This is a genomic window from Chlorobium sp. N1, assembly GCF_004332115.1.
GTDB lineage: Bacteria > Bacteroidota > Chlorobiia > Chlorobiales > Chlorobiaceae > Chlorobium.
Genome location: NZ_SJPA01000007.1, coordinates 1 through 18,561, shown reverse-complemented (window position 1 = coordinate 18,561; position 18,561 = coordinate 1). Strand labels below are relative to the sequence as shown.

Sequence of the window (18,561 nt, the reverse complement as noted above, 5' to 3'; positions counted from 1 at the left end):
TGTCGCTCATGCTTTGAATCATTCCGTACTCGGAGAGTTTCTTCCTGAAGGATTTGCTGGCATGTTGCACGCCACGATCAGAATGGAAAAGGACTCCTTCCGGTGGCTGCCGATGCAGGACAGCCATCTCCAGATGTAATACCGTCCGCCTTACCTGGCACATAAAACCAAGTACTATATATCGAGTGTTGAATAAGAGACGAAACCACCAGCGAACCGAGCGTGGAGATTTTCAAGAACAAGTGGTTCAACAAGTTTGCCAAGCATGAGGGCATTTCGGATAGTGCGTTACCGGAGGCAATCGATGCTGCTGAACGAGGCTTGATTGATGCCGATTATGGGGGTGGGGTTATCAAGCAGCGAATTGCACGCCCCGATGAGGGGAAATCCGGCGACTACAGATCGGTCACTGTCAGAAACCACTCTTCAGACGGTAATCAAACGAGGGGGCCTTTGTGCCTATAAAGCGTGATGAAAAAAGCAAGGATTCATAAGGGCGACGCCTTTGCGTCGATCCATCAGGCCGTTTCCGATATGCACGAAGCGGGAGCTGTCGGCAAGCAGACCATGCTCCGGTTTGATGGATCGTGCCTGATTCCTGTTCACCAGTTCACCCCCGAAGAAATCAGGGTATTACGAGACCGGGAAGAGGTGAGCCGGGTTGTTTTCGCCCGCTACCTGAACGTGACGAAAGAGTCCATCAGCCAATGGGAACGTGGGGAGAAGAAGCCTGCCGAACCATCCATGAAATTGCTTTCTCTGGTGAAGCGCAAGGGATTGGGAGCGATTGCCTGGTAGGGTCACGGGGAGCGCCGCCACCCCGCAGGCGGCAGCGGTGCGCCCACCATACATGGACGCAGGCGTCACCATTGGCGAAAGTATTTGCTATACTGCAAAAACAAGCCACAGGAGAGACGATGCGCCTGAGAATCATGTCCGACATCCACAACGAGTTCCACCGAGAGAGTTACGGAGAGGACTACCGGGTGCCGGAGCTTCCCGAAGACGGAGAGTCCATGCTCATCCTTGCCGGCGACATCGGCCAGCTCAACAGGACGCGGACGTGGCTCGGATTCGTCGGGGAGTGCGCCGCGCGCTTCAGGAGCGTGTTCCTCGTCGAAGGCAACCACGAGTGGTACCACGGCAACATCGAGAAGCACTCCTACAGGAACGCCGCCCGTGAACACAGGCTCGAGAACGTCCGTACCGACAGGCTGATCATCGAGGAGGAGAAGATCGCCATCGTCGGCACGACCCTCTGGACCGACTATTTCGGCGCCAACCCGATCGCCATGTTCGACGTCGGCCAGGGGCTGAACGACTATCGCCTGATCAGGGTGGGAGCCGACTACCGTCGGCTGAGGCCGGAATACCTGCTCTCCCTGCACTACCGCCAGAAACGGCAGCTGTTCGAGGATGTCGACTCGTACGCGAAGCTCGGCTACACGGTGGCGGTGGTGACCCACCACCACCCCTCGCTGCAGGGAATAGCGCCCATGTACAGGAACGATCCGCTCAATGCGGCCTATGTCTCCGATCTCGAAAAGGAGATACTGGAGCGCAGGATCGCCTGCTGGATCTGCGGCCACTGCCATACCGCCATGGAGTACCACATCGGCCAGACCAGGGTGGTCTGCAACCCGAAAGGCTATCCCCATGAATCGGGCAACGGGTTCGACCCCCTTAAAACGCTCTGTCTGCCGTAAGCCCGAAACACGGCGGCGTGCGCTGAAAACCATCGGCACGGGCCGGCATGGATTTGCCCCCGGAAGCGCTCAGGTCATGGGCCTGATCATGGGCCTGATCATGAGCCTCATCATGGGCCGCACCCGATTCAATCGGGCCAGAGAGAGTCATCCGGATCAAACCGCCGGCAAGAGGTGCCAATCAAGACAGCGTTCCCCTTTTCGACAGGGCGTCCCGGGCCTTCGGCGACACAATCAATACCCAAGCCAGCCTCATGCATGATGGAATGATATATCATGCATTACAATCACTCCCGGCACATAATGACTGATTATTCAAACACTGAATAGGGCTTTGCTGTAATGAGAGGGGAGAGGTATGGGTGCCAGCCCTGTTTCAAGGCTGGCGGCCATTCAATGAATGAGGAGGTCAAGTTTCTTGCCAAGCGCTTCGCAGTAGTTGACGAGGGTGGAGAGCTTGACGTCTTCGGCATGGTTCTCTATGCGGGATATTGCCGACTTGTTGGTTTTCAGCCTCTCTGCCACCTCGACCTGTGACATGCCGGTATTGAGTCGGGCCTGTTTGAGCATGACGCCGATGCGGAAATTCCGGTACCCCTCGCCATAGCCTTCGGCGAAGCCGGGGCGGGTGGCTTTTTGTTCATCGATGAACACCTGCAGTTCATCCCTTTTCCAGTCGCTTCTCATAATCTTTTTTTCTCTGTTCGGCCAGCGCGATCTCCTGCGCCGGTGTCTTTTGTGATTTCTTCGAAAAGCCGATGGTCAGGAGAAGTGCGAACGTGGAGAGAAGAAACCTGCCGGACCGGCCCTGAAATTGCTATCTCTGGTGAAACGTAAGGGATTGGGAGCACGTGCTTGATAGGGTCAATTTCCTAGAACGAATTTCCCCGCCCCCCACTGGAAGGCAGGCTCCTTGCTGAGATTCAGGTTGGGGGCTAAACCCTATAGCTCAAAATCACGGCATATGATCAAGTCCTGCTCAATCCGGGACATCTGCTGCCATGGCGCATGGGCGCGCCATTCGGCGATATAATCAAGAGGGATCATATCATATGTTAGGATTAACACTTTGATTCGGAAATAGTCGCCATTTTGGATCCTGCCGAACGCCATGAGATGGGTGCGATGGGGATAACAGCGCGGGAACAGGCTTACGCTCGGCAACATAGCCAGCCAAGCCTTCAGCAAGTTCCGTCTCCCCGATAAATCCAAGAAGATAACCCAGGCGCTGAGCCCAGGATACTGGTGAAAGATCGGCTATAGCAGCCAGTGCTGCGGGATCAAGCGATTCTGCCAATTCCACCAGAACAGTAACGACATTGTCAAGTCCTGCTGCATGGTGAGGATAGCCCACCACATCAAAAGCGGTTACTTCCGGGGTAGACACCTTCAGGTAGCCACGCGGAGTTTTAAAGTCCCGAGTCGGCATCAAGGAGGCATTTTTGCGCTTGATGAAATCCACTTTGACCATACCACAGATAATTCCTGGTCGGGAATGCTCCGTTACAACCTGAAAGGCCTGAGGGCGTTGATGGGCAGCGCCATAGAACTCGGCAGCAGAAAGGAGGCCGGTATAATAGGGCTCTTTCAGATACTGCATCAAAGCAGGAATAAACTGGCTCGCCGGCAGGCATCCCATCTGTCGATATTCAGGGGAAACAATCACATAAAAGCCACGTACGGGCATGGCGAGCTCGCCTTTATGCCGTAACCGACGCAAGGCAGCGCGAACGGCACTTTCGCCGGAGCCAAGAGCTGAAACAGCATCAACACCGCTGAAGGAACAGATACCTTTTTCCAGCAACCCATCTATGTAGGTGGAGAGTTTCATACTGATAATTACATGAATCGATCAACAAAAGCAACACTTTTCGTTACTTTCGGCAACTGAATCATCATGTAAAAAAATGGCAATCAAGAGGAACCGCCCTGATAGCTTCTAAACATTTCTCCACAGCCAAGCAGTCACACAACACCAGATAAGATGCCCCGGTTCAGTGCTCATGTACCCGGCTTTCGGCATCGCCCGCCCGACAAAGATCAAGCCGATCAGCATACCAGCAAGGCAAATCAGCCTGCCGTAGGTCGGAATCGTGGTGCGGGAGAGATGAGGCTCTCCGCGGAACTAAGCTTCAGCCAGGTAGAATGCCATAAAGGGGGCATGGTACGCCCTGTACCGGACATCCGCATCATGCCCCATGAACCGCACCGTGCAGTTCATGGCAGCAGAAGCTGAAATGCTGCACGCAGGGCAACCCGTTTCATCAAGCATCGACTTGAGAAAAACGCAGAAATGCGCAATAGCTTACCCTCCCCGTCAGACTTTCTTTTCCAGTAGCATCAGTCCTTTGTCAGTCAAACGATAACGCTGATTTGGGCTGCGGGGTGAATCAGGCAGAGTCATCTCAACCAAACCGCCGGCAAGGGCCGGTTCAAGATAGCGCTCCCTAAAATAGGCCTGACTTTTCAGATTGAGAGCATTCTGAGATGCACTCCTTGATAGCGGAGCATTCGCCAGAACCCTCAGTAAAGCAATAGCTTCACCTGCAGCTTCACCTGTAGCTTCACCTGTAGCTTCACCTGTCATGCGATGACCATCGTGATCATTTTGATTGACAGATGTCTCGGCTTGGCGAACCGATTTCGGGTGTACCGGAAATCTCACAAGGAAATAGTTCCGTTCCTCATCTGTCTCGAACTCAGGGTCAGGGGAGCCGTTCCGTTTTACAGCCCGCAGGATTTTGGGAATCCCGGTCGACCGCCCCTCGGTCAGATCCAGCTCTTTGAAAAACTCGCCGATCCGCCGGTTGCGATAGCGACGGCTCACAGCCTTTCCCGCAACGAGGTCGCTCATATTCACCGACCTATCCGGCCCAGGGTAGCTCACCACGATCAACTCGTCAGGCGTTATACGAACCTCAATAGGCTCGCGATCTTCATAGGAACGGTGATACACCGCGTTGACGACAGCCTCCTCTATGGCTGAGTAAGGGTAGTTCCACAGCCGTTCGGCTTCCGCTCGATCCGGATGCTTAATAACCGTTTCCTTGAGGTAGTTCCTTTCGATGTGGCTGAGGGCATCCCGAGTCATGCGGTCCAACGGGCCCGTGAAGCTCTTTTCCTCGAACACATCACCGCCAGGCCCATCGGGAAACCAGACCACGTCAATTTGCGTCGCAGGGAAAAACTGCTCCGGCTTGGGGTTGAAAAACATCAAGCCGACATTCTTGGGAAATGCCCTCTCTGATGAACCGCCCACAATATTCATCATTCGCCCGAGTTGCTCGACAGGCATATCATGTGCCTGGTCAGCCAATCCGCTCCCGACCTCCCTGAGAAACTCCTCAATCAACCGCAAGGAAAGATCTTGCAGCGAGGCCGACTGGTTGTACCGGTCATCAAAGGGAACCTTGGCCGTCAAGCTGATCAGCTCCTGCTCATCAGCTTGCTTTGCCCTGATCGTGCTGGATTGCTTCCGGATATACCATGCCCAGTCGCTGGATTTAGCCGACAGGCCGACCTTTGCCTTGTAAGGCCGACTCTCTCCTCCAGGCACCCAGATAACAAGGATATCCCTGTCCTTGACTCATGCAGGCAGAGTGAGGGGATGATAGGCCGGCAACATGGCATTGTTCCCCAGGCCGAGAATCTCCTTCTGGATGGAGTCGATTGTTTCAGGATCAATGCCAGCCGGGGGCAGCACCGGTCGGCCGTTCCGCTCTTCAATACCAATCAGGATGTACCCACCGCCGAGGTTATGGAAATCGTTGGCAAACGCACACATGGTGTGCAGAACGCCTTCCGGGTTCCAGCCTTTTTTGAACTCAAGCCGCTCCCACTCGACCGAACGGCCATGCAAGAGAGACTCAACATCAATCGGTAAACCCAAAGCATTCATTCCACAATTCTCCTTCACGATCCGTTTTTCAAGCGGATCCTTTCTGTATGACTTCAGCGCCGAACCACAACCGTCCAGAACCAGAGGACTGAAGGAAATCTAATGAATCCGGCGCCCTTTTCTGAAATCATGCCACGAACAGAGCATCCACCAAACCATACAAACATCCTCCATGTCCACGCGAGGGGCCGAAGTATCCCGTCAGCATGCTGGCAAGCCACCATGCTGCCATGCAATCATGTCGATATGGCAACAGGGCATTTGACGTATTTTGACTATACTAAAAAGCACAGCCAACTCCTCACGGAACAACACCCACACACCACCCCCATGAGCTTACGTTTCTGGCGACGACTCACAATCCTCCCCGGCGTTACGCTGAACCTCAGCAAATCAGGCGGCTCGCTTTCAGTCGGCCCACGTGGAGCAAAGTTCACCATCGGCCCAAAAGGAGCTCGAGTCACCGCCGGAATCCCGGGAACCGGACTCTTTTATACGAAAACATTGAAGCCCCAATCCGGCTCCTCCTGCCCGGCGCCGCACACCTCAGCGAACCCCTCGATGGGCTTTTTCAAGCGGCTGGTCACTCCTGATGACGAAGAAGCTCTGATTGACGGCTGCAAGGAGCTCTTCGAAGGCCGGGAACGCGAAGCGCTCGACCATCTCCGCAAGACAAGGCACCTTGCCGACGGGGCCTGGCTTGCCGGTGTCCTTGCCTTCCGCATGGGATTACTTGAAGAAGCTGAAAACAGCCTCCGCTCCGCAGTTGCCCGCAAGGAACAGCTTGGAACCCTCTTCACGAAGTACGGCCTCAAGCCCGAACTGACCCTGCCGGTGACAAGAGAAATCAGCGTGCTGATCCGGCCGAACCGCTCCGGCACGTTGCTTGCCCTCGGCGAACTCTACCAGCGGCAGGAACGTTTGGCCGACGCGCTGCGCACCATCGAGCAGCTCCATGCCATCGAGCCGATGGACATCCTTGCAAGGCTCTCCCTTGCAGAACTGCTGTTTGAGCAGCACGGGGCTTCAACGCCGGAACGGATCATCAGGCTGGCAGACGGGGTGGAAAACGACAGTGAACTCCATGCCGGACTGCTGCTCTATAAAGCACGAGCCTTGAACACCGCGGGAATGCATGAGGCTGCCCGCACCACGCTCAGCGCAGCACTCAGACGAACGAAAGGAAGAAACCGGGAGCTCCTTCATAGCCTCCGGTACGAACGCGCCCTGGCATACGGCAAGCTCGGGCAAAAAGCCCGCATGCGCACGGACTTTGAACGCATCTATGCCGAGAATCCTGATTTTGGAGACGTTGCCGCGAAACTGGCAGAATAAAGCTCTTCCCGGACAAACAATGCCCGACGCACTGCCACAGCTTACCCTGGGCTGTCTCTTTCTGCAAATCAATATAAAAAGGCTCAAAAACGCGGAAATCGGGGCATCCGGAAAGGATTTCCGGGCAAGAAAAAAGCCCTGTAAGTCTTTATCTTACAGGGCTTTATATGGGGTGTGGGCGATAGAAGATTCGAACTTCTGACCTCTACAGTGTAGAGATGCAATGAAATCCGTAAAATACTTTATAATAATAACTTAAGTAATCTCCCGAACCAAGGCCCGTCGCATATGCGTCGCAAATTCACCATCAAAAACGGGCAAAAAAAATCACACCTCATTAAAAAAACAAAGCAAGACGGGGTTGGCGTAAGGCAACAGTAATCCCGTCTTTTCGGCAAGTACACGGCACAAAACAAGCAATTCGAACAGGCAAAGTGGCCAGCTCAGAGCAGCCCCTGCCTTGACGCTTCATGCCACACAAACGGCGAACGTTTCCTCAGGTAGGCTTCAGGATATAGCAGCTCAAGATACTCTTGAAAATGGCTGGCACGGGTTGCCCGGCACTGGGCATCATCAAGACCAAGCCTGTCTATGGTGGCCCGCACCGTTTCCTTCCGCTCCACTGGCAAGCCGGGATCGGGATAGATCCGGCCTGAAACCAACTCAAGGCGGAACCAGCCGTTCTCTACCTCAAATGGGTCAAGGACATCTTCATAATCTCGCTTTCTGCTGTTCATCAATGAACAGGCGAGACGGTAGTTGCTCCATTCATACGCAAGGTCTACACGTTTTGACTTGGCGATGAAATGGTCTACCGATCCTCCACCGGTAACCCGCTCAATGGATATGGCCAGGTAGGCGCAGTAATGGTTGTAGCTGACATGCAGATCATCAAGGCAAGACCTCCAGAATGGTTTGAGCGTTGCTCCTTTGGGCAGTGCACGATCAAGCGCAATACGGTTCTTCCGAAGCCAGGCGACCCCTTTGCTGCGAACCTCGGCATCAAATGATTGCGGCTCGGGCTGCTCGTCGACATGAATCATGCGAGCCACCCTTTCTTTTCGGCAACATACCGCCAACGCATCCAGAAGGGATCCGTATCGGAAAGGACTTCTCGCAGCCGCCTATCCAGCTTGGAGGCTTCGGCTTTACCAAAATTTTCGTTACTCAGCGCATCTGCAGCTTGATCCAGCACCGCCTCAGCTTCGACTGAATAGCCTGATTTCATGTCAAATGCATCGCTGGTTAGCCAATTCCGGACGTCGCCGCGACGGATGAACTGCCGATTCGTCAGCTCTACCTTGCTATCTACCAGGTCAAGGTCAAACCAGGCATCCGTTTTTTTATCAAACAGGGTCTCCACCGAAGCCATGATGAGGGGTGAATGGGTCACGACAATCAGCTGAATACCGGGAGCCTCCGTCAAAGTGTCCATAACCTTCATCAAAGCAGGAATAACGGTCCGTTGCCATTTTGGATGCAGGTGCGACTCGACTTCATCGATCAGGAATACCGCGTTGGTCGCATTGACGCTGGGGACCTGCCCCGGAACGACTGTGTAAGCATCAGACTCCTCATTCCACATGGCGCCATAGGAAGACTCGCCGAGCAGGTCTGTCGCCTTGACATGCTCCTCCCAACACCAGACAAGGAAATAGGCAAGCGACATGATTCTCCGCATCCCTGATGAGGCATGCACGACCGGAACGTCCGGACCATAAGGCATTTTCAGGGTTGGCATATCTCGAACATCATCCAGGCTGATGCGTGTCAATGCACCTGGGACAATAGGTTCTTCGGGTGATGGTGACAAGACTTTAAGAACGGAAATCAGGGAGTCAAACGCTCTTCCATTTTCCTTTTGCCAACTCGACCAGTCACGGATCAGGCCATTGCATAGCCATGTCCCATCCTTACTCTGCAGCCCATCCCACACATCCTTGGGGCTGAAGACATATGCCGGTGGGCGTTTCTGGCTGTCGTCATGCCCCTTCGATTTCCAGTAGTTCCTTGCCGGATCCCATACGGCAAAACTGCCATCTGCCAGGGCATAAAAAACCAGACCCGGGTTTGCCGGACGACCTTGCGAGACGCTCCAGCTTTGTTGACGAGGCTCGAACGTACTGGTATACACCTTGGTTTTGGAGGCAGCTGAAAATGAAAAATCAATTTCAGCCGGCTGCTTCTTACTGGTGGGCAATGCCACCTTACCGGAAGTCAGTTTTTCATTCAGTTCAGCAGGCCACTTACGAGTCATGGCCCACCAGGCGATATCGAGCAGGAAGCTTTTCCCCAGTCCATTATCGCCTGTCAGCAAGTTCAGCCTCTGACCAAACTCCAGCTCCATTTCAGGAGCGGGTCCGACATTGACGATTTTGAGATGTTTAATCATAAAAAGCTCTCTCTTCGATGTTTTTATGCCTAGTAGCAGCAACGATATAGCCACGACAGCAAACAAAACCCTCCAAACGGGAACACGTATAACCTATCGAACCGTTGACTGGAAGTTACAATAGAAAACAAATCACCTGCAACCCCTTGCCAAGAGACCTGAGCTGCCGAACGAGTGCACATGGGATGATTCGAACGTCGCGCTCCTGAATACTATAGAACAGCTCGTTCAAGCATCCGTCATCAGGCGTTCTTTTCAAACAGGGCCTGCCCCCTCTCAGTAACGCAATAGCTTCACCTGTAGTATGAATGCGAGCTTTGCACTCACCGCGCTGGATTGCTTACGGACACACCATACCCAGTCGCTGGATTTCTTTTCTGCAAATTCACCATCATGCTGACAAGCCGTCATGCTGACATGTAATCATGTCAGCACAGCAAAAACACAATCAAGGTATTTTGGCCATGCCGGAAGAAGCGGTTATGCCAACTCCTGACGAAGCTCCTCCCACCAACTCACGCCTCAGAAAAAAGGCGGCGAATGCGCTCAACAGCACAAGAAGAAAAATACAGAGACAGGCCCACTGTTTGTAATAAAATTTTTCTTCTTACCTTACAGAAGACACACGACCACGACAGAGAATCAGAATGCACGCCCCCCGATGAACACTGAGAGAGCTGAAGCAGTCCTCATGGACGCCATGGCAAAATATGCAGAGGAGAATCCCGGCCAGAAGGCCGAGCTGATTGAAGCTCTGGACGCCATCCTGGAGAAAACCGCCCGCGCTACGTCCATTGCGATGGAATGCAACAAGGGCCTAATGGAGTGTATGGAGATGGTAGGGAGCTGCCCGCTCTCTATCGTAAAGATTTCTTGAGATGGGCGACCATCTTGTTGACCTCAAGAACTGCGGCATTAAGCTCCACAAGCTTGCTCTGGATATCCATGAGCTTGCTGGCGCACTGCTCGCAGATGACGTCGTTCGAGTCTGAATCGTCCTGCCCGTCTTCACCCAAAAGCAGCTCCTGCTTTCGTCCCGTCATGATGTAGTCGACATCGATACCCACGCCCTCAAGTTTCTTCCTGAGGATCCCGCCGATCATACTCCGACCAGTCACATAAGGCGTCAAATAACTTCCGTCCTTCACCCCGATCGCCCTTGCGAGCGCAATCTGGGTGCCGAACTGGTCTTTGATCACCTGCCTGAATCTTTCGGCCATTTCAGTGTGGCCATCATTGGGAGTCGCCAACTTCTTGTGTTTTTCTATTTTTTATTTGTAGAGAGAAAAATCTTTCTATATTTCAGCCAGAGGAAGATTTTGAGAACCCCTGTAAAACCTGTGCCCCCATGAATACGGCATCCTCTTTCGACAACCTCCCTCAGGAAGTGCGGCTGCTTCACCAGAAACTTGAGGTGATCGCCGCCAAGATTGACACCATCACGAGTCAAGCCCAGAAGCCGGACGACACGCTCATAGGGGTTGATGAAGCCGCAAAGTTGCTCGGAATCAGTAAAGGGGGCATTTACTCGAAGGTCTACCGGAACATTATCCCCTACTACAAATCCGGGGGTAAACTCTACTTCTCTAAGCAGGAACTTCTTCAGGAGATTTTCGCTCACCGATACCCAAAACCTGCCTCGCCATCCAGTTCAAGCCAGATACGTTCACATGGTAGCAAATACTTACTGGGTTCTAATATAACAACTTAATAATAAAACCCGCACAATCCTACATCACGAATAGAAAGATTTTTGTTATAAACGCTCCCTGGCCGTAAAAAAATCCAGCCCCGCCATTCAGGGAATCAGCCATCCCCCCCTCATGAAACACGGTAACTGGATCCCTCTTTCCAAAGCCCTGACCAAAGAGCTGCCGCTCGACCGACCCTATTCAAAGGTCGAGGCGGCGTTCGCCCTGCAGGTCGATTTCGACAACGAGAGGGCGGTATCGATTGCCGGCTATGCAAAGCAATGGAGTTGGGGAAGGAAGAAGGTGATCAACTTTTTCAACGAGCTCGGCATCGCCATAAACTACGCAACCAGCACGGCAATCCAGCAGAATCAGAAGGGACAGATCGGGGTACAGATAAGGGACAGATCAGGCGCAGATAAGGAGCAGATCAGCTTCATAAATAATAAGGACTTACCAGCCAAGAGGAGCAGACCGGGAACAGATAGGGAGCAGATGAGGGACAGATCGAGGGACACTACTATAGATACTGATACTGATACCCATACTGAGACGAAAAATGTAAGAGTGTTTTCCGACTCCTTCATGAAGGAACATTGGGAGCGATGGACGCGCCTGAAAAAGGGCGGACCCTACCGGAGTCCCGAAATCGAATCGATCGCCCTGGAGGAACTGCACGCCCTCTCACTCGGCGACGAGGCCATCGCGGCCAACGGCCTGAGGGCAGCCATAGCCGCCCAGGCACAAAGCTTTTCATGGTGCTTCAAATCCTTAGACAACCGTCAACCCCAGAGCCATGACCGATCCGTCAACCATCAAAGCCGCCCTGCAGAAAGCAACGAGCACTTTGGCGCCGACAACATCCGATGGCTCGAACTTCATGCTCGACCAGGCCGTCCGTAAACTTGGCCGCAACCTCGACGACGCCATCCAAAAGGCGACAGGACTACTCTCCCAGGCAGAGGAGCTTGAAATCGAGCGAGCCATACGCACCCTGCAGGTCATCAAGGGTAAAACCTATGCCAAAGCCCTCCTGAAGGAGAACGGAAAGATCCTCAACGACGTCTCCTTCGACATCGGCATCGGGCTCATGCTCCGAAAGAACCGCATGACCCATGCGGAACTGGAGCTCTGGTTCGAGGAGGCCGAGAAGAAGCGGTTCGAAGGGCACATCTTCCAGCCCCTGCCTGACAAAGCCGATGCATGGTCGCTCTTCCTGGTCGTCCGCCAGAAACTCACTCCCATGAGTTTCGCTGCCCAGGACCTGCTCTCGCTCCACCGCCGGCAGCTCCTCCCCCAGCCTTCGACCAGGATAACCCCCAAAGCAGCCAAAACGGCCATCGAGCTCGGCATGTGGAACCTGCTCGACGGGGAACTCCGCCAGGAGGTCCTTTCGGTCCTCGGCTGGAACGAGCTTCCGAAGGCCCTGAGACTCGAATTCTTCGCCAGCCTACCCGAGACTCAAAAAGCCGAGATAATGACTCTACGCGGCCCTATGGAGCGCGAAAAGGCAACTTCTGACGCATATGCACGCCTCTACTCGCAAAACAAGCAGGATACCACTGCCACTGCCCCCCGCACCACTTCTCCGCTCACCACCGAACAGTAAAACAGAGGCCCGGCTCAGCCGGGCCCGCCGCACCTTACCGGAACGGCCTCATAAGAGGCCGCTCTCGGCAAAGCTGAAAAACCCGCCCTTGCTCCCGATAATCACATGGTCGAGCACCTTCACGTCAAGGAGGTTGCCCGCATTGGCCAGAATCTTCGTCACGCTCCTGTCGGCCACGCTCGGCTCAACACTCCCCGAGGGATGGTTGTGGGCCAGGATGATCGAGTTTGCATTGGCAAGCAACGCACCCTTGAACACCTCACGCGGATGCACCAGCGAAGAGTTCAGGGTTCCCCGGCTGATCATCTCGATACCAAGCACATGGTTCTTCGTGTTGAGATAGACGCTGTAGAACTCCTCGTTCGCCTTCTCATCGAGCCCGATGGCCCGAAGCAGGTCGCAGACCGCAGGCGCCCCCGTGACTTTGTTGCTGAAATACTTGAACTCGCTTTCCTTAACCAGCCTTACCCCGTACTGGGGAATTGTCACCATTGGAGCCTCTGCGGTGAACAGCGGAAGAGTGGTAGAGTGTGTCATGGTCGTCATCGTTGAGAGTTGCCTGGAGTTTGTCTTTGAACATCATTCCCCGGGGGGACAGAGGCTTCCCCGAGGACAGGCAAACTTTTTGGGCAAGGGAGGAAGAGAGCTGCACAAACGAAGAGCGGAAGCGAACGGCCCTTGAGCAAAAAGGCAAACTGGCCTATCTTGCCGGCCCCCCTCCGGGGATGGGTGCATTCTCAATCCGCGAAGCGGCATGACATCACGCCTCTTGATGCTTTCACGCAAACATGTTTACATGTAGGCATGTCGTCAGGTCAACATGACAGCAGGCATACCTGTCTTCATGACGACAGAGTATTCGCACAAAACGGAACCGCCACACACCCAAGGAGGGCCCGTTGGCCACTGCTTGGAAATGGACGTAAATGGTTGTGGTATTGGGTTATGCTGATTTGATGTTCGATATCGACTCTTTGCCGAACAGGTAGACTGGATCAGGAATGAGCGGGAGCGGGACAACGTGACCAACGCCACCCTACGCGAACGTTTCGGAATCGACGAGAAAAATAGTTCCACGGTCTCCCGCATCAATCAGGGATACTGTCGAAGCCGGTCTGATTCGCAGCCATGACTAAACCGTCGGAAGCAGGGCTAGAAAATACTTGCCGATGCCGGCATGATGACAAAGCGAGTTTTGTTTGACCGTTGCTTGACTAGCAAAGCACAAACGGCGAAAACGCGAGCCATGAGGTTGTCGCTGAAACTGTCCGAGACAGCAACTGTCAAGGAATCCTTGTCAGTTCGACACAACGAAAACCGCCGCATCGCCGAGGCAGGCATGCCGATACCAAGAAGATCTCGGAGTTAGAGCAAACTGAAAAACTCCTTAAACAGAAGAAGGAAAAACGATGAATCCGGGGTAAAATAATGGCCTCACACGAAAGCACGAAGACACGAAGTCCTGAGACTCGACGACTCCGACTTCTGTTTTGACACGAAATCGGGTGCCGCTCCGTCTAGTGGTGTTGATGAGTACTGGGGTGGCGACATCAATTGGGTGACGCCAGAGGATATGGGGAAGCCCCCGCATGGAGCGTGACAGCTGGCTCAAGCCGACGGGCCGGCTCATGATTCCCCTACGTCTCAAGCTTTCAATGTAGCCCGCATGCGCGGGTTGCAACTACTTCGTGATGTAGAGCAATTTCATCAAGCTGTCTTTCAATGTAGCCCGCATGCGCCGGTTGCAACTGTTGACCTGGATGGTATCCTTGAGCCAGTCGCGCTTTCAATGTAGCCCGCATGCGCGGGTTGCAACCTTATCCAGTGCTTCGTTGATGGTCTCTGGGTACTTTCAATGTAGCCCGCATGCGCGGGTTGCAACAACGACACGCTCAACAGGGGGACGATCTTCAATCTTTCAATGTAGCCCGCATGCGCGGGTTGCAACGGTGACAGACTTCATCACGCAAGCCCTCCCACCCTCTTTCAATGTAGCCCGCATGCGCGGGTTGCAACACCAGCCGATGCCGTGCCGAGGTCAGACACGGTCTTTCAATGTAGCCCGCATGCGCGGGTTGCAACTGTTTCACCCAGTGGTGAGGATGCATGGCACCAACTTTCAATGTAGCCCGCATGCGCGGGTTGCAACGCCGTCGACGTCGAGCTCGAAGCTCCCGATGCCCTTCTTTCAATGTAGCCCGCATGCGCGGGTTGCAACGCGCATTGAATGCCGACACAATGATAACGGTCACTTTCAATGTAGCCCGCATGCGCGGGTTGCAACTACCACCGCCAAGATATTCGGGCCTCTGGAGACGACTTTCAATGTAGCCCGCATGCGCGGGTTGCAACAGCCATAGAGATAAGCAGACCAAGCATAACGACCTCTTTCAATGTAGCCCGCATGCGCGGGTTGCAACTCTAAGCACTGGTCCTAATATCATGGAGTTCCCAGCTTTCAATGTAGCCCGCATGCGCGGGTTGCAACGAGGGTCGCGATGAAAAGTCTGCCTGGGCTCTTGTTCTTTCAATGTAGCCCGCATGCGCGGGTTGCAACTCGGGCTTGACCTGTCTTTCGCGGAGGCTTTCGTCTTTCAATGTAGCCCGCATGCGCGGGTTGCAACGGAAACATATCCACCAGCAGGAGCAGTCATAGTAGCTTTCAATGTAGCCCGCATGCGCGGGTTGCAACGGCTGACCGCTTCGCCAGGTGGTTTGCTGACAGCCTCTTTCAATGTAGCCCGCATGCGCGGGTTGCAACCGAGAAGTAGGCTTGCGCTGAAATCCAAGACCTTTCTTTCAATGTAGCCCGCATGCGCGGGTTGCAACTACCACGACAAACTACGCACAGTTTGGTAGCACCTTTCAATGTAGCCCGCATGCGCGGGTTGCAACTCTTGCTTTCCAAGCAGTTGTCATTACTGGCTCAGTCGGCCCATTTGCGCGAACCTTCCTCGGCCAGCAGATCTTTATCAATCACACAGGATGATGCCCACTGTAAACTGATTGAAAATAAGCAGTTCCCTCCTGCGCGAGCCTCCCGGGATTTTGAGTACCGCTTAAGGTTCGCGCAAGTCCAAAGTAACCAACCTGCCCGTTCCGATACACATCGGCCTCGTATTGGACTCCCTCAAACTCACCCGGCTGTGCCAATACAACCGCACGTACGCCAGCCTGGTCCAAAGGCAAACCCCATGTCGTCCATCGATAAGGCTGTTTACGGCGATCACGGCGCAGATAACTGGTGAGAGGAAGGGATTCCGCTGCCAGCCATTGACCCGCAACAACACCCTGGTGTCGGGCCTTGTCCGGCGGTTTGTTTCCAGCCAAGCGTGATCCCTGCTTCAATGCATTGATATCCCAGCCGAGCGAGGTGACGTCATCCCCATTGCGCCAAGGATGCACCAAAGCTTGAGAGATGCTCTCCTTGGTCACAGCGGCATGCGTTTTTTCAATGACCTTGTCAAAAATCACAGTCCCCCCCGTGACATCCAGACTAGTTTTTTCCCCACCGTAGCCGGCAGGCAGGTTCGTGAGGATATCGCTACAAGGATGGTAATCCCAGAGAACATCGATAACCTCATTTTTCGACGCGCTCCGCAAGACGGGAGTAACACCGGACCAATGCATCGTGGCCGCCAACCCCTGTCGGTCAAGAATCATCAGCGTTCCGACCGCAGCCAGCCAACCCTGAAGGTTGTCGGCCCTCAGGCCGATCAAAAAAACCTCATCCATGTTACACATCCTCCTGTTCACGCCGGCTTTGGATCCAATCGGCCAAACGGACCAAAGCCTCAAGATAAGCAAGAGCCCAGGCGCCATGAGCAGCATTCAGAGCATCAGTCATTTTTCCCCATCGCGGGCCCCCCGCCCGATACCATAGATCGATATCGCCACCCACCGGCAAGATCGTACGCCCATATCCGTGGTGGGTAGCAACCAGATACTTCAGGAGATCAGACGCCGCATCAGGCAGCATCGTCAAGGATGCGACCTCATGCCGCCATCCAGCCGGCAACCCGGACCACGCCCACGCCTGAGAGGCCATATACGGTGATGCATGCCCCGACTTGGCAAGAAGCTCTTCCCGAGCGCCCAGCATCACTTGGAACCGCGCGTCCTGCTTGCCGATATCATGAAGTTGCGCCGCCTCAATAACCACCGGATCGTCTGTCAGTTCGTGGGCAACGGCAACGATCTCCTCCAGGTGATCGCGCAACCTTACCGCGCGTGCTCTGACTCGACGATTGGATGGCGAAACGACCAGACCGCCCGGATAAGGAGTAGCCACCGGATTTTCAATCTTGAGGCCCAACCGTTCCAACTCCTCCACAATCTCCGTTTTCTCGTCGGCACCCAGCAAACGCACGCACGCACCGGCAACATTGCCGATATCGGCGACTGGTTCCATTGACGATTCATCCCACCCCCAGGGCCCGTAACCACCGTAAGAAGCGGGAACGACGATCATGTCGCCAGGACGCAGGGCCATCCCCGATACCACGCGATCCGCCGCAACCGCAGGGCGTTTTCGCATCCAAGACCGAGCGGCATAGAGCGGAACTGGACAGGCTTCTGAAACAACCGGGTACGATGCCTGCACAGCCGTTACCCATTCTTTCCGCTCTAAATCGTCCAGATCCGCCCGCCACACGACACTCACCGTCGACAACTGAGTACGCTCACCGTGTAGCCAGGAAGAAACATCTATCATCGGCATTGGCTGCGTCTGGCGCAATACGAGCAAATCTGCTGCCGTCAGCTCGCGTACAGGTTCGACGTCGCGTTCTGGCGGTAGGTTCATTGCCAGCGTCGCATCCATCGCAGCAGGGCCGAAATCGACATGCTTGTCCTTCCCTTTCCCCTGCTGCTGCTTGTTCAACCACTGCCATGTCTCCTTGAGCAATTGCTTGCCGTAAATTGGGCAGTCCTCATCCTTACCTAAATCCTTGTGAACAATCACCGCTGAACTCTCGCCAAGTTCTCCGAGCCTGTCCAGACGACCGAATCGCTGACGGAGGGCATCCATTGGGGCTGACTGCGTCACCAGGGCATCGAAATCAAGATCCGCCCCAACTTCAATGGTTTGGGTCGCCACAATGTAAAGCGCCTCCCGCCGGTTCCGGCTCCCGCATTCCATACGTGGGATCGCATCGGCGAGTATCCGATCCTTATCGTAGGGGCGGACCCGCCCCGTCAACAGAATTTTCTCCCCATCCAGAGCGGCAAACACCTCCTGCGCGTCCTTGGTCGTATTGACGACAATACCGACAACATCGTTCCCTGAACGACGCAAGGACCTAGCCTTGCCTGCAACCTGGGTCACAAACGATTCAGGAGAAGCCTTAGCCAGCGTTGCGCGCTTATTGTTGTTGAGTCTACGTACCAGCAGGGGATGACGCAGATCTTCTTCATCGGGCAATAAGCAGTTGGTCCGGTCCTTTGGCGTTGCCGTCATCAACACCACCCGCCATGGTCGGCCACCAGCACCACGCAAGCGAGCCACATCGTCCAAGGTGGAAGCAAAAGGAGTCGACAGGTGCGCCTCATCAAGAACGATCAAGGCGTCATTGCCAACAAGTGCAGCATGAATCGGTACCGCGTTCGGCGACACACCGTAACCTCTCCAAAGCAGCCTGGATCCTACCTGGTCGACCGTCGATACAATCACCGTCGGTTTGTTCGGCTCCATCAACCAGCTGTTATCAACGGTGATGCCACCTCGCATTTTGATGACGTGCGCACCAATCCGCTCGGCATAGTCGGTTGCACTATCGACTATGAGGCGACGGTCAATCACATAGGGCTTGCTGAATAATGGCCAAATCATTCTATAGCAATGAATTAAGCGGTATTTTCCGTATCTTGAGTGCAAGGAAAAGCCTTAAAAAGCCCCAAAAACCTTGCACCTCGATACCGCCGATTCATGT

Annotated in this window: 20 protein-coding genes, 2 pseudogenes and 1 CRISPR repeat array; of the genes and pseudogenes, 9 read left to right on the top strand and 13 right to left on the bottom strand. The window is 54.3% G+C overall.

The features are described 5' to 3' along the window. Window positions 1-4: 4 nt before the first annotated feature. Window positions 5-124: pseudogene (locus E0L29_RS11640) on the bottom strand (IS3 family transposase); the annotation flags it as partial. A gap of 98 nt (window positions 125-222) precedes the next feature. Here E0L29_RS11640 and E0L29_RS08935 point away from each other — a divergent pair. From E0L29_RS08935 to E0L29_RS08925, 3 genes are all read left to right on the top strand, one after another. Beyond that, entirely contained in the window at window positions 223-465 is a 243-nt protein-coding gene (locus E0L29_RS08935; protein WP_131357926.1) for a type II toxin-antitoxin system RelE/ParE family toxin, read from the top strand. Window positions 466-471: 6 nt separating this feature from the next. Continuing rightward, complete coding sequence (locus E0L29_RS08930) at window positions 472-798, top strand: DNA-binding transcriptional regulator (protein ID WP_131357923.1); 327 nt, start codon at window positions 472-474, stop codon at window positions 796-798. A 119-nt stretch (window positions 799-917) separates the two neighbouring features. Next, complete coding sequence (locus E0L29_RS08925; protein ID WP_131357920.1) at window positions 918-1,706, top strand: metallophosphoesterase; 789 nt, start codon at window positions 918-920, stop codon at window positions 1,704-1,706. Window positions 1,707-2,099: 393 nt separating this feature from the next. On the opposite strand, the gene E0L29_RS08920 is transcribed toward E0L29_RS08925, so the two are convergent. Continuing rightward, a complete protein-coding gene (locus E0L29_RS08920; RefSeq protein WP_131357917.1) occupies window positions 2,100-2,393 on the bottom strand; it encodes a helix-turn-helix transcriptional regulator in 294 nt (97 codons plus the stop codon). Beyond that, window positions 2,368-2,466 carry a type II toxin-antitoxin system RelE/ParE family toxin gene (locus E0L29_RS08915; protein ID WP_242664350.1) on the bottom strand — a complete coding sequence of 33 codons (99 nt, stop codon included), beginning with the start codon at window positions 2,464-2,466 and terminating at the stop codon, window positions 2,368-2,370. Before E0L29_RS08915 ends, E0L29_RS08920 begins: the two co-directional genes overlap by 26 nt. A 9-nt stretch (window positions 2,467-2,475) precedes the next feature. On the opposite strand from E0L29_RS08915, the pseudogene E0L29_RS11740 reads away from it, so the two are divergent. Further along, window positions 2,476-2,565, top strand: a pseudogene (locus E0L29_RS11740) (transcriptional regulator); the annotation flags it as partial. Between the two features lie 189 nt (window positions 2,566-2,754). On the opposite strand, the gene E0L29_RS08900 reads toward E0L29_RS11740, so the two are convergent. The 3 genes from E0L29_RS08900 to E0L29_RS11570 all read right to left on the bottom strand — a co-directional run bounded on the left by E0L29_RS08900 (window position 2,755) and on the right by E0L29_RS11570 (window position 5,604). After that, the gene (locus E0L29_RS08900; protein WP_131357914.1) at window positions 2,755-3,537 is read right to left on the bottom strand and encodes a type IV toxin-antitoxin system AbiEi family antitoxin; all 783 of its coding nucleotides are present in this window, start codon (window positions 3,535-3,537) and stop codon (window positions 2,755-2,757) included. A 486-nt stretch (window positions 3,538-4,023) separates the two neighbouring features. Then, a complete protein-coding gene (locus E0L29_RS08895) occupies window positions 4,024-5,262 on the bottom strand; it encodes a Fic family protein (RefSeq protein ID WP_207387772.1) in 1,239 nt (412 codons plus the stop codon). Between the two features lie 30 nt (window positions 5,263-5,292). Next, window positions 5,293-5,604 carry an ATP-binding protein gene (locus E0L29_RS11570; protein ID WP_207387771.1) on the bottom strand — a complete coding sequence of 104 codons (312 nt, stop codon included), beginning with the start codon at window positions 5,602-5,604 and terminating at the stop codon, window positions 5,293-5,295. A gap of 222 nt (window positions 5,605-5,826) precedes the next feature. On the opposite strand from E0L29_RS11570, the gene E0L29_RS08890 reads away from it, so the two are divergent. Further along, window positions 5,827-6,939 carry a DUF4236 domain-containing protein gene (locus tag E0L29_RS08890; protein ID WP_207387770.1) on the top strand — a complete coding sequence of 371 codons (1,113 nt, stop codon included), beginning with the start codon at window positions 5,827-5,829 and terminating at the stop codon, window positions 6,937-6,939. Between the two features lie 443 nt (window positions 6,940-7,382). Here E0L29_RS08890 and E0L29_RS08885 read toward each other — a convergent pair whose 3' ends face one another. Together E0L29_RS08885 and E0L29_RS08880 are read right to left on the bottom strand one after the other, a co-directional pair. Beyond that, window positions 7,383-7,982: a hypothetical protein gene (locus tag E0L29_RS08885; protein WP_131357912.1), complete on the bottom strand. Its 600-nt coding sequence runs from the start codon at window positions 7,980-7,982 to the stop codon at window positions 7,383-7,385. Then, the gene (locus E0L29_RS08880) at window positions 7,979-9,331 is read right to left on the bottom strand and encodes an ATP-binding protein (protein ID WP_131357908.1); all 1,353 of its coding nucleotides are present in this window, start codon (window positions 9,329-9,331) and stop codon (window positions 7,979-7,981) included. The genes E0L29_RS08885 and E0L29_RS08880 overlap by 4 nt, the downstream gene beginning before the upstream one ends. 425 nt (window positions 9,332-9,756) lie before the next feature. Between E0L29_RS08880 and E0L29_RS11535 the strand changes: the two genes are divergently transcribed. Next, complete coding sequence (locus tag E0L29_RS11535; protein WP_165498867.1) at window positions 9,757-9,924, top strand: hypothetical protein; 168 nt, start codon at window positions 9,757-9,759, stop codon at window positions 9,922-9,924. Between the two features lie 68 nt (window positions 9,925-9,992). Next, window positions 9,993-10,208 (top strand): hypothetical protein, encoded by a 216-nt coding sequence (locus E0L29_RS08875; protein WP_131357905.1) that lies wholly within the window; start codon window positions 9,993-9,995, stop codon window positions 10,206-10,208. On the opposite strand, the gene E0L29_RS08870 is transcribed toward E0L29_RS08875, so the two are convergent. Together E0L29_RS08870 and E0L29_RS11635 are read right to left on the bottom strand one after the other, a co-directional pair. Then, window positions 10,189-10,581, bottom strand: coding sequence for a helix-turn-helix transcriptional regulator (locus E0L29_RS08870; protein WP_131357902.1), 393 nt, complete (start codon window positions 10,579-10,581; stop codon window positions 10,189-10,191). The genes E0L29_RS08875 and E0L29_RS08870 overlap by 20 nt on opposite strands. A 14-nt stretch (window positions 10,582-10,595) precedes the next feature. After that, window positions 10,596-10,952 carry a hypothetical protein gene (locus E0L29_RS11635; RefSeq protein WP_242664345.1) on the bottom strand — a complete coding sequence of 119 codons (357 nt, stop codon included), beginning with the start codon at window positions 10,950-10,952 and terminating at the stop codon, window positions 10,596-10,598. 202 nt (window positions 10,953-11,154) lie between these two features. Between E0L29_RS11635 and E0L29_RS08860 the strand changes: the two genes are divergently transcribed. Then, window positions 11,155-11,925, top strand: a complete 771-nt coding sequence (locus tag E0L29_RS08860) for a hypothetical protein (protein WP_131357897.1) — start codon at window positions 11,155-11,157, stop codon at window positions 11,923-11,925. Beyond that, window positions 11,819-12,631: a hypothetical protein gene (locus E0L29_RS08855; protein WP_165498866.1), complete on the top strand. Its 813-nt coding sequence runs from the start codon at window positions 11,819-11,821 to the stop codon at window positions 12,629-12,631. The genes E0L29_RS08860 and E0L29_RS08855 overlap by 107 nt, the downstream gene beginning before the upstream one ends. 48 nt (window positions 12,632-12,679) lie before the next feature. On the opposite strand, the gene E0L29_RS08850 is transcribed toward E0L29_RS08855, so the two are convergent. The 3 genes from E0L29_RS08850 to cas3u form a co-directional block, all read right to left on the bottom strand. Then, window positions 12,680-13,123 (bottom strand): JAB domain-containing protein, encoded by a 444-nt coding sequence (locus E0L29_RS08850; RefSeq protein WP_242664344.1) that lies wholly within the window; start codon window positions 13,121-13,123, stop codon window positions 12,680-12,682. A gap of 1,157 nt (window positions 13,124-14,280) precedes the next feature. Continuing rightward, a CRISPR array of direct repeats spans window positions 14,281-15,526; the repeat unit is 33 nt; unit sequence CTTTCAATGTAGCCCGCATGCGCGGGTTGCAAC. A gap of 81 nt (window positions 15,527-15,607) precedes the next feature. Then, window positions 15,608-16,366 carry a hypothetical protein gene (locus E0L29_RS08840; protein ID WP_131357888.1) on the bottom strand — a complete coding sequence of 253 codons (759 nt, stop codon included), beginning with the start codon at window positions 16,364-16,366 and terminating at the stop codon, window positions 15,608-15,610. Window position 16,367: 1 nt separating this feature from the next. Then, entirely contained in the window at window positions 16,368-18,461 is a 2,094-nt protein-coding gene (cas3u, locus tag E0L29_RS08835) for a type I-U CRISPR-associated helicase/endonuclease Cas3 (RefSeq protein WP_131357885.1), read from the bottom strand. Window positions 18,462-18,561 lie beyond the last annotated feature (100 nt).